This window comes from Bradyrhizobium sp. IC3123, assembly GCF_020193625.1.
Taxonomy (GTDB): domain Bacteria; phylum Pseudomonadota; class Alphaproteobacteria; order Rhizobiales; family Xanthobacteraceae; genus Bradyrhizobium; species Bradyrhizobium yuanmingense.
The window spans coordinates 293,796-308,214 of sequence record NZ_JADYVF010000002.1 but is presented as its reverse complement, the minus strand read 5'-3'; the positions used below and the strand labels follow the sequence as shown (position 1 = coordinate 308,214).

The 14,419-nt window shown below is 64.6% G+C and carries 13 protein-coding genes; 9 read left to right on the top strand and 4 right to left on the bottom strand.

Features of this window, described 5'->3' with window-relative positions:
* Positions 1-191: 191 nt before the first annotated feature.
* Entirely contained in the window at positions 192-1,163 is a 972-nt protein-coding gene (locus tag I6F20_RS06900) for a LytTR family DNA-binding domain-containing protein (protein WP_225125547.1), read from the bottom strand.
* Between the two features lie 57 nt (positions 1,164-1,220).
* Between I6F20_RS06900 and I6F20_RS06895 the strand changes: the two genes are divergently transcribed.
* From I6F20_RS06895 to I6F20_RS06855, 9 genes are all read left to right on the top strand, one after another.
* Entirely contained in the window at positions 1,221-2,411 is a 1,191-nt protein-coding gene (locus I6F20_RS06895) for an acyltransferase family protein (protein ID WP_109143899.1), read from the top strand.
* Positions 2,412-2,463: 52 nt separating this feature from the next.
* A complete protein-coding gene (locus I6F20_RS06890) occupies positions 2,464-3,603 on the top strand; it encodes a cysteine desulfurase family protein (protein WP_225125545.1) in 1,140 nt (379 codons plus the stop codon).
* Between the two features lie 113 nt (positions 3,604-3,716).
* Positions 3,717-5,213: a Fe-S cluster assembly protein SufB gene (sufB, locus tag I6F20_RS06885; protein WP_036022921.1), complete on the top strand. Its 1,497-nt coding sequence runs from the start codon at positions 3,717-3,719 to the stop codon at positions 5,211-5,213.
* A 132-nt stretch (positions 5,214-5,345) separates the two neighbouring features.
* Positions 5,346-6,098, top strand: a complete 753-nt coding sequence (gene sufC / locus I6F20_RS06880; protein ID WP_035999976.1) for a Fe-S cluster assembly ATPase SufC — start codon at positions 5,346-5,348, stop codon at positions 6,096-6,098.
* An 11-nt stretch (positions 6,099-6,109) separates the two neighbouring features.
* A complete protein-coding gene (gene sufD / locus I6F20_RS06875; RefSeq protein ID WP_036022922.1) occupies positions 6,110-7,414 on the top strand; it encodes a Fe-S cluster assembly protein SufD in 1,305 nt (434 codons plus the stop codon).
* A complete protein-coding gene (locus I6F20_RS06870; protein WP_225125544.1) occupies positions 7,411-8,658 on the top strand; it encodes a cysteine desulfurase in 1,248 nt (415 codons plus the stop codon). Before sufD ends, I6F20_RS06870 begins: the two co-directional genes overlap by 4 nt.
* A complete protein-coding gene (locus tag I6F20_RS06865) occupies positions 8,655-9,026 on the top strand; it encodes an SUF system Fe-S cluster assembly protein (protein ID WP_018641712.1) in 372 nt (123 codons plus the stop codon). Before I6F20_RS06870 ends, I6F20_RS06865 begins: the two co-directional genes overlap by 4 nt.
* A gap of 49 nt (positions 9,027-9,075) precedes the next feature.
* Positions 9,076-9,486, top strand: coding sequence for a HesB/IscA family protein (locus tag I6F20_RS06860; RefSeq protein WP_074447904.1), 411 nt, complete (start codon positions 9,076-9,078; stop codon positions 9,484-9,486).
* A 166-nt stretch (positions 9,487-9,652) separates the two neighbouring features.
* The gene (locus I6F20_RS06855) at positions 9,653-10,072 is read left to right on the top strand and encodes a TfoX/Sxy family protein (RefSeq protein WP_225125543.1); all 420 of its coding nucleotides are present in this window, start codon (positions 9,653-9,655) and stop codon (positions 10,070-10,072) included.
* Between the two features lie 174 nt (positions 10,073-10,246).
* On the opposite strand, the gene I6F20_RS06850 is transcribed toward I6F20_RS06855, so the two are convergent.
* The 3 genes from I6F20_RS06850 to I6F20_RS06840 form a co-directional block, all read right to left on the bottom strand.
* On the bottom strand, positions 10,247-11,314 hold the full coding sequence (locus tag I6F20_RS06850; RefSeq protein ID WP_225125542.1) for a GGDEF domain-containing protein: 1,068 nt from the start codon (positions 11,312-11,314) through the stop codon (positions 10,247-10,249).
* Positions 11,315-11,478: 164 nt separating this feature from the next.
* A complete protein-coding gene (locus I6F20_RS06845) occupies positions 11,479-12,987 on the bottom strand; it encodes a DEAD/DEAH box helicase (protein ID WP_035999958.1) in 1,509 nt (502 codons plus the stop codon).
* 300 nt (positions 12,988-13,287) lie between these two features.
* Positions 13,288-14,253 carry a helix-turn-helix domain-containing protein gene (locus I6F20_RS06840; RefSeq protein ID WP_225125541.1) on the bottom strand — a complete coding sequence of 322 codons (966 nt, stop codon included), beginning with the start codon at positions 14,251-14,253 and terminating at the stop codon, positions 13,288-13,290.
* Positions 14,254-14,419 lie beyond the last annotated feature (166 nt).

The window sequence follows — 14,419 nt, the reverse complement described above, 5'->3', positions numbered from 1 at the left end:
CTAACACAAGGCCAGGGTCAAAAAGCAAGCTTCTTCGACATCTCTCAATCAGCTCAAGAGCTTAGCCAGTCATTGCATTGTCATCTCTGGCTTGCCTGCCGCGACCTGGACCTGCCTGAATCAACCGAAGCACGGCAAGAGCCGGCCGTCCTGCCGAAGGGTGCTATCCAACTTATTGAAATCACGATTGTTTAGGGGGCGCCTGGGGCGATTCCCGCTGGCGCGGTTCGGCTTCCCAGCGATGCGACCGCCGGCCGGTAGCGCCGGCTGCCGCCGAGCGTCTGGCCGTTGTCGAAGGCGAGCTCGAAATCCCCTGATGGCTTGAGGTCCACGCCGCGCACCCGGTCGAGATTGGCGAGCTTGGTCCGGTGGACGCGAACGATGGAAAAGCGCGCCAGCTCGCTTTCCGCCGCTGCCAGCGTGCCCCGTATGAGGTGCTGGGTGCCGTCGGCGAGGCTATATTCGATGTAATTGCCGGCTGACGCGACCCAGAGGATATCGCGCGGCACCACGCGAATGCGGCTGGTGCCGTCGCGCAGCCAGATCAGATCGGCGGACGATGGCTGCTTCGGGGTGGGCGGCGCCGACGATGCGACTGCCGCGCTCTTCAGCTCACGCCGGCTTTCGAGCAGCCAGATCGTGGCGGCGATCAGAACAAAGGCCACGGCGTCTTTGCGGAATTCATACAGGACCGTCGCGAGCGAGAAACGGAAATCGTAGGCGCCGCCGGCGAGCCAGAGCGCGAGCTTCCGCACCCAGACCATGCCGGTGATGTGGAGGGTGGAGAAGCCGAGCAGGGCGATCGCCCCGATGGCCGCCTGGGCGGCGAGGCCGGCTGTCCGGCGCATGCGGCGGACCGCCAAAACCAGGATCGGCAGCAACAGCAGGATGACGGCGATGCTCGACATCTCCCAGAACAACCGCCGGCCGATGTCGTAGCTGTCGCCGCGCCAGGCCGCGTCCTGAGCGAACGAAAACGCATTGACGATTCCGATCACGAGCGCGACGGCCGCGATCGCTGCGAACATCATCCGGTCGCCGCCGCCGATCCCGAAAGTCCCGCGACTCGTCCCAGCCGCCGGCAGCTCATCCCCTCGTGTCCGATTCTGATCCCAAACCGGCTCGACGCGCGCCGCAGGCGGAGCATTTTCGGTGTCAGCCATTTTCGTCAGTCCTGGCCCCAAAACCGCGTTTGTCGTCCCGTCAAGGAGCAGAAAACCATGACAACACCACAGCAATCCCAAAGCTCTGAAAGGCGTATCGACCTGGACTGGGTGCGGATTTTAGCCTTCGCGCTGCTCATCTTCTACCACGTCGGCATGCTCTACGTGTCCTGGGGATTTCACATCAAGAGCACGCACCGGCTGACGTGGCTGGAACCGGTGATGCTCTTCCTCAACCCATGGCGGCTGTCGCTTCTGTTCCTGGTGTCTGGGGTTGCCACCCGCTTCATGCTCGGCAAGTCCAGCCTCGCCTCGCTTGCCGGTGCGCGATCGGCGCGGCTCCTGATCCCGCTGATCTTCGGCATGCTCGTGATCGTGCCGCCGCAGGCCTATCTCCAGATCGTCGAAAGCCTCGGCTATCCCGCCGGCTTCTTCGATTTCTACGCCAGGCACTACTTCGCCTTCGGCGCGCAATTCTGTCCGAAGCCGTGCATCGTGTTGCCGACCTGGAACCACCTCTGGTTCGTGGTCTATCTGTGGGTCTACACCATGGCGTTGATCGGCGTGCTCGCGTTATGGCCGGCCGGCGCTGACTGGCTTGGCCGAAAGCTGGCTCGTGCGCTTACCGGCCCATGGCTCCTGATCGCGCCCTGCCTGCTGTATGCGGCCTGGCGCCTGGTGCTGTTCCCGGCTTTCCCGTCGACACACGCGCTGTTTGGCGACTGGTACAACCACGCGGACCACGCCACGGCCTTCCTGATCGGTTTCCTGCTGGCCAAGCAGGAGGGGATCTGGCGCGAACTCGAACGCCTGCGCTGGGCGGCCCTGCTGGCCGCCGCCGCGTGCTTCGCTGGCTTCATCCTGGTACGCGCCGGCCTGTTTGCGCCGTCGCCCATGCTGAAGTGGTTCGCCGCCTCGGCCTATGGCTGTTATCAATGGCTCGCGATCGCCGTCGTGCTGGGCTTTGCCCGGCGCTATCTTACAGCCGACAGCCCGGCGCGGCGCTATCTGACCGACGCGATCTTCCCGTACTACATAGTGCATCAGACCGCGATCATCGTGATCGCGCATCAATTGCATGGCAGCGGTCTGTCGGCTGGGATCGAAGCGTCCATTGTCATCGCCGGGACCGCGCTCACATGTGTGGCGAGCTATGAGATCGTCCGGCGCGTTGCCTGGCTTCGGCCGCTGTTCGGGTTGCGGGCGGTGCCCCGAAGTGTTGCGAGGACGGAGCAACAGCTGGCCTGACGAGCGCACGCCCTCCGATTGGCCGAACGACAAAAGGTGCTAAGAGGGCCAGATGCCGAACCGTGTCTATCTCGACTGGAATGCGACCACGCCGCTGCGCCCCGAGGCGCGAGCGGCGATGGTCGCAGCCTTCGACCTGGTCGGCAATCCATCCTCGGTCCATGCCGAGGGGCGGGAGTCGCGGCGGCTGGTCGAAGAAGCCCGCGCGACACTCGCCGCCGCGGTGGGGGCGCAGCCGCGCAACGTCGTCTTCACCTCCGCTGGAACCGAGGCCAATGCGCTGGCGCTCTCGCCGGGTTTGCGGGGCCCCTCCGGCGCACCCGTCGAGCGGCTGCTGGTCTCGGCGGTTGAGCACGCCTCGGTGCTGGCCGGCGGCCGGTTCCCGGCGGACAAGATCGGGCTGATCCAGGTCACGCGCTCCGGCGTGGTCGACCTCGGTCATTTGAAGGCGCTGCTGAAGGGCGGCCCGCCAGCCCTGGTCTCGATCATGGCCGCCAACAACGAGACCGGCGCCCTTCAGCCCGTCACGGAGGCTGCAACCATCGTCCACGAGGCCGGCGGCCTGCTGCATGTCGACGCGATCCAGGCGCTTGGCAAAATACCGTTCGATATCAATTCAGTAGGCGCCGACCTTGCGACCTTTTCTGCGCACAAGATCGGCGGCCCCAAGGGGGTCGGCGCCCTGGCGATGGCGAATGGGATAAGCGGCCTTGAGCCGGTGCTGCGGGGCGGCGGACAGGAGTTCAGCCGCCGGGCCGGAACCGAGAACACTGCCGGGATCGCCGCCTTTGGCGCGGCGGTGAAGGCTGCGCTTCAGGCTCTGCCGGAAGATGTGAAGCGTATGGCAAGTCTCAGAGATCGCTTGGAAAATGGCGTCCGCGACGTTCCCGGCACGACAGTCTTTGCGAAAGACGTGGCACGGTTGCCGAATACCGTCCTTTTCACCGCACCAGGCCTCAAGGCCGAAACCGCCGTGATCGGCTTCGATCTGGAGGGCGTCGCGGTGTCTTCCGGCTCCGCCTGTTCCTCCGGTAAGGTCCAGCCGTCTCACGTCCTGTCGGCGATGGGCTATGATCCCGTGGTGGCCCAGGGAGCGGTGCGTCTCAGTCTGGGCTGGTCCACGGAACCGGCGGACATCAATAGGGCGTTAGAGGCTTGGCGAAAGCTTGGTAATACCCTACTTAAGGGTTGAGCGATGAAACACGGCTTGAACGGTTCTAAGCCCGTGCTTTCCGCAGAGAAATATCGTAATACTCGTCCGAGTTTGATCCACCGCGGTCCTTGAAACCGCGAGCGGAGGATGGAATGCCAGCCGTACAAGAGACGGTCGAGCGCGTGAAGCGCATCGACGTCGACCAGTATCGTTATGGGTTTGAGACCCTGATCGAATCCGAGAAGGCCCCCAAGGGGCTGTCGGAAGAGATCGTCAAATACATCTCGCAGAAGAAGAACGAACCCGACTGGATGCTCCAGTGGCGGCTCGAAGCCTATCGGCGCTGGCTGACCATGCAGGAGCCGACCTGGGCCCGCGTCGACTATCCCAAGATCGACTTCCAGGACCTCTATTACTACGCGGCGCCGAAGCCGAAGAAGACGGTCTCCTCGCTGGATGAGATCGATCCCGAGATCCTGAAGACCTACGAGAAGCTCGGCATCCCCTTGCGGGAAGTCGCCATGCTCGAAGGCGTCGAGCCCAAGCCCGGCGAGGAAGATCCGGCCCGCCGCAAGATCGCGGTCGATGCTGTCTTCGATTCGGTCTCGGTTGCGACCACGTTCAAGGCTGAGCTGAAGAAGGCCGGCGTGATCTTCATGCCGATCTCGGAAGCCATCCGCGAGCACCCCGAGCTGGTGCAGAAATATCTGGGCTCGGTGGTTCCGACCTCGGACAATTTCTATGCGACGCTGAACTCGGCGGTGTTCTCCGACGGCTCGTTTGTCTACGTGCCGCCGGGCGTGCGCTGCCCGATGGAGCTGTCGACCTATTTCCGCATCAATGAGCGCAACACCGGCCAGTTCGAGCGTACGCTGATCATCGCCGACAAGGGCTCCTACGTTTCCTATCTCGAAGGCTGCACCGCGCCGCAGCGCGACGAGAACCAGCTGCATGCCGCCGTGGTCGAGCTCGTCGCCCTCGACGACGCCGAGATCAAATATTCGACGGTGCAGAACTGGTATCCCGGCAATTCGGAAGGCAAGGGCGGCATCTACAATTTCGTCACCAAGCGTGGCGACTGCCGTGGCGCCAACTCGAAGATCTCCTGGACCCAGGTCGAGACCGGCTCCGCCATCACCTGGAAATACCCGAGCTGCATTCTGCGCGGCGACAATTCCCGTGGTGAATTCTACTCGATCGCGATCTCGAACGGCTATCAGCAGGTCGATAGCGGCACCAAGATGATCCATCTCGGCAAGAACACGTCGAGCCGGATCATCTCCAAGGGCATCGCCGCCGGCAAGTCGCAGAACACCTATCGCGGTCTCGTCACCGCGCATCGCAAGGCGACTGGCGCGCGCAACTTCACCGCCTGCGACTCGCTGCTGATCGGCGACAAATGCGGTGCGCACACCGTGCCGTACATCGAGGCGAAGAACTCGTCCGCGACGTTCGAGCACGAGGCGACCACCTCGAAGATCTCCGAGGACGTGCTGTTCTACTGCATCCAGCGCGGGCTCAGCCAGGAAGAAGCGGTCGGCCTCGTCGTCAACGGCTTCGTCAAGGACGTGCTGCAGCAGCTTCCGATGGAATTCGCGGTGGAAGCGCAGAAGCTGATCTCGATCTCGCTCGAAGGGTCGGTCGGCTAGCTCGGACCTCGTCCTGAAGAGGCCGCGCAAGCGGCCGCCTTGAAGGATGGATACCGGAAAGATTGGTGGCCTCAATCCTTCGAGACGCGCCTGCGGCGCTCCCTGGGATGAGGGGATAGATGGAAAAACATTATGGCTTTGCTTGAAGTGAAAGACCTCAAGGTTCGTGTCGAGGAGCGTGAGATCCTCCACGGGCTGACGCTGACCGTGAACGAGGGCGAGGTGCACGCGATCATGGGGCCGAACGGCTCCGGCAAGTCGACACTCTCCCATGTCATCGCCGGCAAGCCCGGCTACGAGGTCACCGACGGCCAGATCCTGTTCAGGGGCGAGGACCTGCTGGAGATGGATCCCGACGAGCGTGCCGCCAAGGGCGTGTTCCTGGCGTTCCAATATCCGGTCGAGATCCCCGGCGTCACCACCATGAATTTCCTGCGCACGGCGCTGAACGCGCAGCGCAAGGCGCGCGGCGAGAGCGAGCTGATGGTGCCGGACTTCCTCAAGAAGGTCCGCGAAGTCTCGAAGTCGCTGAACATCCCGCAGGACATGCTCAAGCGCGGTGTCAATGTCGGCTTCTCCGGCGGCGAGAAGAAGCGCAACGAGGTGCTGCAGATGGCGCTGTTCGAGCCCAGCCTGTGCATCCTCGACGAGATGGATTCGGGCCTCGACATCGACGCGCTGCGCATCGCGGCCGACGGCGTCAACGCACTGCGCTCGCCGGGGCGCGCGATGGTCGTCATCACCCATTATCAGCGGCTGCTGAACTACATCGTGCCCGACGTCGTGCACGTGATGTCCAGGGGCCGCGTCGTGAAGAGCGGCGGCAAGGAATTGGCGCTGGAGCTGGAAGCCTCCGGCTACGCCCAGTTCGAGGATGCCGCGTAAGGAATTTTAAGATGAACGTTGCTGTGGCAAAGACCGGGAGCGGCCGCGCGGTGAGCGATCTCTTCGCCAGCGCCGAAGGCCGCCTGCCGGGTTCGCCTGACGTGATGGCGGCGCGCTGCGAGGCGTTCGAGACCTATGAGCGTCTCGGTCTGCCGCACCGCCGGATCGAGGAATGGAAATACACCGACCTGCGCGCGCTGGTCGGCGAGGTGCTGCCGCTGGCCGCCGTGCCCGATGCGACCGCGCTGAAGCGCGCTGCGGACGCGGTCAAGGCGCATGCCATCGCGGGCGCCCGCAAGTTGGTGCTGGTCGACGGCGTGTTCGCGGCTGAGCTTTCAGACGTGAAGGCGCTTGCGTCCGAGGTCGGCTTCAAGACTCTGCGCGAGACGCTGGATAAGGATGCCGGTCTCCTCAAGACCGCGTCCACCGATGCCGTGATCGCGGTCAACGCGGCGCTGGCGACCGACGGCGTGGTGCTGTCGATCGCGGATGGAACGCAGCTCTCTGCGCCGGTCCAGATCATCCATGTTGCGATCGCCGCATCGGCCTCGGCTTTCACCCGCTCGCAGGTGGCGATCGGGAAGGGCGCCCGCGCCACCATCATCGAGAGCTTCGCCGCCGCCGGCGCTGCGGCCTACCAGGTCAACGACGCCGTCATCGTCTCGATCGGTGACGACGCCGACGTCGCGCATATCCGCCTGATGGACGATGCGGCCGATGCGGTGAACATCACCTCGCAGTTCGTCACCGTCGGCGCCAACACCAAGCTGAACGTCTTCAACATGACCAGCGGCGCTGCGGTCAGCCGCTTGCAGGGCTTCATTACGCTGGCGGGCGAGGGCAGCCAGCTCTCGGTCAACGGCGTCAACCTGTTGAAGAAGACCGAGCACGGCGACACCACACTGGTGGTCGACCATGCCGTGCCGAACTGCGTCAGCCGCGAGATCTTCCGTGCGGTGATCGACGACCGCGCCCATTCGGTGTTCCAGGGCCGCATCATCGTCCGTCCCGACGCGCAGAAGACCGACGGCAAGATGATGACGCGCGCGCTGCTGCTCTCGGACGAGGCCGAGGCCGACAACAAGCCCGAACTCGAGATTTTTGCCGACGACGTCTCCTGCGGCCACGGCGCCACCGCCGGCGCGCTCGACGACAGTCTGCTGTTCTACCTGAAGGCCCGTGGCCTGCCGGAGAAGCAGGCCCAGGCGCTGCTGATCCAGGCCTTTGTCGGCGAGGCGATCGAGCAGATCGCCGATGATACTTTGCGCGAGCACGTGATCGGCATCGCCGAGCGCTGGCTGGAGCGGCGGTCATGAGCACGCATCCGGCGGTCAAGAACGGCGCCTATGACGTTACGCGCGTGCGCCAGGATTTTCCGGCGCTCGCCATGCAGGTCTACGGCAAGCCGCTCGTCTATCTCGACAACGCCGCCTCGGCGCAGAAGCCGAGTGCTGTGCTCGACCGCATGACGCAGGCCTATACATCCGAATACGCCAACGTGCATCGCGGCCTGCACTACCTCGCCAATGCCGCGACCGAAGCCTATGAGGGCGGCCGCACCAAGGTGGCGCAGTTCATCAACGCGGCGCGCACCGAGGAAGTCATTTTCACCCGCAACGCGACCGAGGCGATCAACTTGGTCGCGTCTTCGTGGGGCGCCCCCAATATCGGGGAAGGCGACGAGATCGTCATCTCCATCATGGAGCACCACTCGAATATCGTACCCTGGCACTTCCTGAGAGAACGCCAGGGCGCGGTGATCAAGTGGGCACCGGTCGACGATGAGGGCAATTTCCTCATCGACGAGTTCGAGAAGCTGCTGACCTCGAAGACCAAGCTGGTCGCGATCACGCAGATGTCGAACGCGCTCGGCACCATCGTCCCGGTCAAGGACGTCGTGAAGATTGCCCGCGCCCGCGGCATTCCGGTGCTGGTCGACGGCAGCCAGGGCGCCGTGCATCTGCCGGTCGACGTCCAGGACATCGGCTGCGACTTCTACGTCTTCACCGGCCACAAGGTCTATGGCCCGACCGGCATCGGCGTGCTCTGGGCCAAGTACGACCACCTCGTCGCGATGCGCCCCTTCAACGGCGGCGGCGAGATGATCCGCGAAGTCTCGCGCGATGTCGTCACCTATGGCGATCCCCCGCACAAGTTCGAGGCGGGCACGCCGGCGATCGTCGAGGCCGTCGGCCTTGGTGCCGCCATCGATTACGTCAACTCGATCGGCAAGGAACGCATCGCCGCCTACGAGGCGGACCTCACCGCGTACGCCCAGGAGCGCCTGCGCGAGATCAACTCGCTGCGGCTGATCGGCACGGCGCGGGGCAAGGGCCCCGTGATCTCCTTCGAGCTCAAGGGCGCGCACGCCCACGACGTCGCCACCGTGATCGACCGCCAGGGCATCGCGGTGCGCGCCGGCACCCATTGCGTCATGCCGCTTTTAGAGCGGTTCAACGTGACGGCGACATGCCGGGCCTCGTTCGGCATGTATAATACGCGGGAAGAAGTCGATCATCTGGCACAGGCGCTGCTGAAGGCGCGGGATTTGTTTGCATGAGTGACACGGCCGAAATCAAAGCCAATCCGATGGAGACCCATTCGGCATTGCCGCCGGAGGAGACCGAGCGGCTGACCCGCGAGATCATCGCCGGGCTCAAGACCGTGTTCGACCCGGAAATCCCCGCCGACATCTACGAGCTCGGCCTGATCTACAAGGTCGAGATCAAGGACGACCGTTCCGTGGACGTGCAGATGACGCTGACGACGCCGAACTGTCCGGCTGCCGGCGAGCTGCCGACCATGGTCGAGAACGCGGTCGCGAGCGTGCCCGGCGTCGGCGTGGTCGACGTCAAGGTCGTCTGGGAGCCGCCGTGGTCGCCGGAACGCATGAGCGACGAGGCCCGCCTCGTGCTGAACATGTGGTGACGCCCTCGGGCCGCATTGAATTCGCTCCGCAACGGACCACATAGACAACATGACCCAGATTTCGTCAGGCTCGACACCAGCATCCACTCCGAAGCCGCGGCGCCCGCGCCCGCAGGTGATGCGGCTGACGGATGCCGCTGCCCAGCGCATCACCGAGCTGACCCAACGCGCGGACTCGGAGATCGTGGGCTTGCGCGTCGGCGTGAAGAACGGCGGCTGCGCCGGCCAGTCCTACACGGTCGAATACGCCCACGACATCCGCCCGACCGACGAGGTCGTCGAGGATAAGGGCGTCAAGATCCTGGTCGATCCCAAGGCCGTGCTGTTCCTGCTCGGCACCGAGATGGACTACAAGGCCGACAAGATGCAGGCCCAGTTCGTCTTCAACAATCCCAACCAGGTCTCCGCCTGCGGTTGCGGCGAATCGGTCGAGTTGCGGCCGGCAAAGATCGACGGGTAGACTTTCCAGCGTCACTGCGAGGAGCCCGCGACAAAATTGCGAGCAATTTTGCGCTGGCGACAAAACAATCCAACCTGCCTCCGCGGCGGAAGTCTGGATTGCTTCGCTTCGCTCGCAATGACGGAAATGCTATGAAGGCTCACTTGCTTGCGCAGGGAAGCCTCCGATGGACCGCGAATTCCTGATCGACCTGTTCGCCGATTTCGGCCCGGTCACCATCCGGAAAATGTTCTCCGGCTACGGCATCTCCGCCGACGGCGTCAATTTCGCGCTGTCGCTGCGCGCCGGCCTGTTCTTTCGCGCCGACGAGACGACCATTCCCGACTTCGAGGCCGAAGGCTCGAAGCCGTTCCAGTATTCGACCCGCGCCAAGACCGTGGTTGTGAATTCCTACTGGGAGCTGCCGGCGCGCCTGTTCGACGATTCCCAGGAGCTTGCGCAATGGGCGAGGGCGGCGCTCACTGCCGCCCAGCGCGCCAAGGTGAAGAAGCGACCGAAGGCGAAGAAGGCGGCGGCGAAGAAGCCCCTTGCAAAGAAGCGACCGGCCAAGAAAACGGCGCGTAAGGCGGGTCGCCGTAGCTCATAAAGCGACGGCTGAATCGCGCGCATTACCGAGGCGGAGGTCTCGCTCTCAGGTCGCGGTCATTCCGGGGCGCGGGTATCGCCGCGAGCCCGGAATCCATAACCACCATCGGGAGTATGGATTCCGGGCTCGCGCCAAGAGGCGCGCCCCGGAATGACGGCGGGGAATTGATTTAGCCTACGCCACCCGGCTGTGGCTCTCGATCGCGAATTCCGGATCGGCTTCGCAGATCACGCGGTTGCGGCCGTTGCGCTTGGCGGCGTAGAGGCAGGCGTCGGCACGCTCGATCAGCGCGTCGGTGTCGTCGCCCTCCCTGAGCGTGGAGACGCCGACGGAGATGGTGACGCGGCCGAGGATCTCGCCGGTCGATTTCTTCTTCAATTCCTTCGCCATCACGGCGCGGCGAATGTGGTCGGCCACCGTCAGTGCCTGGCGCATCGCGGTGTTGGGGAGAACGACCGCGAATTCCTCGCCGCCGTAGCGCGCCGTGATGTCCTGGCCCTTGATGGTCTGCTTCAGCGAAAGGCCGACGAGCCGCAGCACCTGGTCGCCGGTGAGATGGCCGTAGGAATCGTTGAACGACTTGAAGTGATCGATGTCGAACAGCAGCAGCGACAGCGGCTCGCCCGAGACGAGCGCGCTCTGCACTGCGATGCCGATCATGCGGTCGAAATATTTGCGATTTCCCAGGCCCGTGAGCGGATCGGTCAGGCTTTCGGCGCGGATCGCCTCCAGGCTCTGCTGGAGATTGCTGATCTCGTTCTTCGACAGCGTCAGCCTCTCTTCGAGCGCCTTGTTGGTCTCGCGCATCTCGCTGGTGGAGCGCAGCAGCGCCTCGACGATCGCCTTGACCTGGTCGCGGTTCTCGGCCGACGACAGTTTCTCGGTCGCATCCGACAGACTGGTATCGTAGGCCCCGGTCATGCCGAGCGCCTCGCCCAACACCTTCACGACGTCGTCGATCTCGCCGACGACGCGCGCGCCGACCTTGTCGATGCGGTCGGTGGTCTTGATGTGGGAGAGATAGGTCTCGTAGATCTGCTCGAGATCGGCCTCGGTCAGCTTGCCGCTGCGCGCCAGCGTCTCATTGATGATCTTGTTGAGCGGTGCGTTGTAGCCGGTGGCGTAGACGTACCAGATCTCGTAATTGCGGGGAATGGCCGTCTGTCGAAGCGATCGGATCTGACCGAGCGCCACCTCGGCGAACGCCAGGGTGCGTTCGTGTTCGTCGAGTACCTTGATCACTGAACATCCCCACAGCGGCCGACGCGCCATCGACCGCAGCAATCCTTAAATTATGTTCGTAGGCTAACGGACGATCGTGAACGCCCCGTAAATATACGTTCACGGGGCATCCAAAAAATTGTAGATCGAGGATCTTCAACCGAAATCTGGCGCGCCAGCGCGCTTCAGGCGCCGGCGGGGGAGCGCACCGGCCGCAGAAGAAACGCCGGCAGATGCGAGTGATCGCCCGGCTCGCTGTCGATCTCGCGCTGGCGGCGCGGCTCGGGACGGCCGATCGAGGGCACATGCGACGAATTCGCTTGCGGGCGCACACCATTGCGCGGCTCGGATGATTGCCTGGCTTCGCGCGGAGGCCGTGCCTCGCGTGCCGGCCTCGCCTCGGGAGCCGCCCGTGCCTCGCCACGCGCCTCGCGCGGCTCGTGGCTGCGCTCGCGGTCATGACCGCGCCGCTCGCCGCGCTGCGGCTTGCCGCGTCCGCCGCGTGAACGCTCGCGGCCGCGCTGCTCGCGCGGACGCTCGCCTTGTTCGCCCGCTTCGGCGTGGACGTCATAGTCGCCTTCGGCGCGCGGAATGCTCTGGCCGATCAGCTTCTCGATCGCCGCCATCGACTTCTGGTCGAGCGGTGTCACGATCGAGATCGCGGTGCCGGTTCGGCCGGCGCGGCCGGTGCGGCCGATGCGGTGGACGTAATCGTCGGCGTGGTGGGGAACGTCGAAATTGAAGACGTGGCTGACCTCGGGAATGTCGAGGCCGCGGGCGGCGACGTCGGAGGCGACGAGGAGGGGCAGCTCACCCTTGCGGAACTGGTCGAGCGCGGCCATGCGGGCCGGCTGGTCCATGTCGCCGTGCAGGGCACCGACGCTGAAGCCGTGCTTCTGCAGCGATTTGTGAACGATCGCGACCTCGCGCTTGCGATTGCAGAAGATGATCGCGTTCTTGAGGTCCTTGGCCTCGCGTAGCAAACGGCGGAGCAATTCGCGCTTCTCGTGCGCCTCGCGGCCGGCGGGCACCTGGGCTTGCGTAACGGTGACGGCGGTCGTGGCGGGCTTGGAGACCTCGACCTTCTGCGGATTGTGCAGGAAGGCTTCGGTGATGCGCCGGATTTCCGGCGGCATGGTCGCGGTGAAGAACAGGGTCTGCCGCGTGAAGGGAACGAGCTTGCAGATGCGCTCGATGTCGGGGATGAAGCCCATGTCCAGCATGCGGTCGGCTTCGTCGATGACGAGCAGTTCGACGCCGGTGAGCAACAGGCCGCCGCGCTCGGTATGGTCGAGCAGCCGGCCGGGGGTGGCGATCAGCACGTCGACGCCGCGCATCAGCTTGGCATCCTGGTCGCCGAAGGAGACGCCGCCGATCAGGAGGGCGACGTTGAGCTTCTGGCCGGCGCCGTAGCGATCGAAGTTTTCCTTCACCTGGGCCGCGAGCTCGCGGGTTGGCTCGAGGATCAGCGTGCGCGGCATGCGCGCCCGGGCGCGGCCCTTTTCGAGGATGGTGAGCATCGGCAGCACGAAGGCCGCGGTCTTGCCGGTGCCGGTCTGGGCGATGCCGAGCACGTCCTTGCGTGCGAGGACGTGGGGGATCGCCTGTTCCTGAATGGGGGTGGGGGTGGTGTAACCGGTGGCCGCCACTGCGGCGAGGACTTTTTCGGACAGTCCGAGATCTGAAAAGGACATTGAGCCTCTGGTCGAAACCGCCGTTCGGAATCGAGGGTAATAAGGCTGTCGCGTTCCACCCCGAAACGGCGCGCTCTCGAAGAAGCTGGGGGTGCTGACTCACGCGGACAAAGCGCAAGGCTCAGGAATCGCTCTTCGATCTGAGCCGCGTCGACCCGGAACATAGGCGGGAATTGGCCAAAGTCAATGGAGCGGGCGCGGGAAGAGCCTAAAAAGCCTGAGGTTTTTGCCCAAATCACGGGCGCGGCTGGGGTTTTCCCCCGAGCCCCCTCCGCTTGGCCGCAACCGCCAAGACAGCAGCTAACGGCCGTCCGTGCCTTTGGCCCGGAAATCACCTGGGGCCATGCCATAGGCGGCGTTGAACACCCGGTAATAGGTCGCCAGGCTCTCGAAGCCGCACGACGACGCGATGTCGGCGATCAGCCGTTCCGGCGCCTCGCGCAGCAGGCGGCGGCTCTGTTTCAGGCGCTCGTCGGTCACCGTCTGGGAAAAGCTCTTCTCTGCCATCTCGAACAGCATGTGCAGGTGACGAACGGAGACGCCGAGCAGGTCGGCCACCATGGCCGGCGCAAGATTGGGGTCCTGAAGGTGGCGCGCGATCAGCCGCCGGGCTTGCGAGAGGCGGGCGGTCCGCAGTGCCTGCTGTCCCCGCCGGCTGCCGGGCCGCACGACGCCGCGCTCGATCAGCGCCAGATGGGCCAAAGCCTGGACCAAGGACGCCTGGACGGCAGAGGCCGTATCGTCCGTGGCGATTTCGTTGAGATCGGCAAAGCAGGCCGCGAGCAGGGGCACCAGGGCCGGATCGTTGAAGGTCCGGGGCGCTAGATCGCGCATGCGCTTGTCCTGCACCGGGATGTGGCTCACGGGGATCTTGAGGATCCGCAGGTGGAAGCCCCCGGTGCCCAGCGGGGCGGTGCGGTACGGCAGGTCGGTATGGCTGGTGGCGAAGCTGCCATTGGCAATGGCAAAGTCGCTTGCGCGCATGCCGCCGAACCAGCCGCCGCTGCCAAGCTGTTGGTAGACGCAGATCGCCTCACCCGGGGCATAGGCGATGTCCGACGCGCTGCGCTCGACCGCGTAGGGCGAGGCCTTCAGCTCGACGAGGCCGGCGCCGCCCAGCTTACGCAGCGAGAATTCGCCGAAGAAGTCCGCGCGCCGCTCGCGCGCGAGCTCGGCGGTGACACCGAACAACCCCTTGGCGCGCACCTCGCGCCAATAGTCGAAGCGATCCTTCGGGTCGACCTCGTCCGTACACCAGTGCAACACGGCAGCCCCTCGCTTCCGGCGAAATTGTCCAAAAGGAAACAGATTCCAGCGGAATCGGCCATAGTCGGATCGTACAATCGGAGCCCCCGGGGTCCTTGAACCGTCGTCAGGTCTGGGCCGACTATCACACAGCGGCAGGGGGTCCCATGAACTGCCGTTCGAAGAT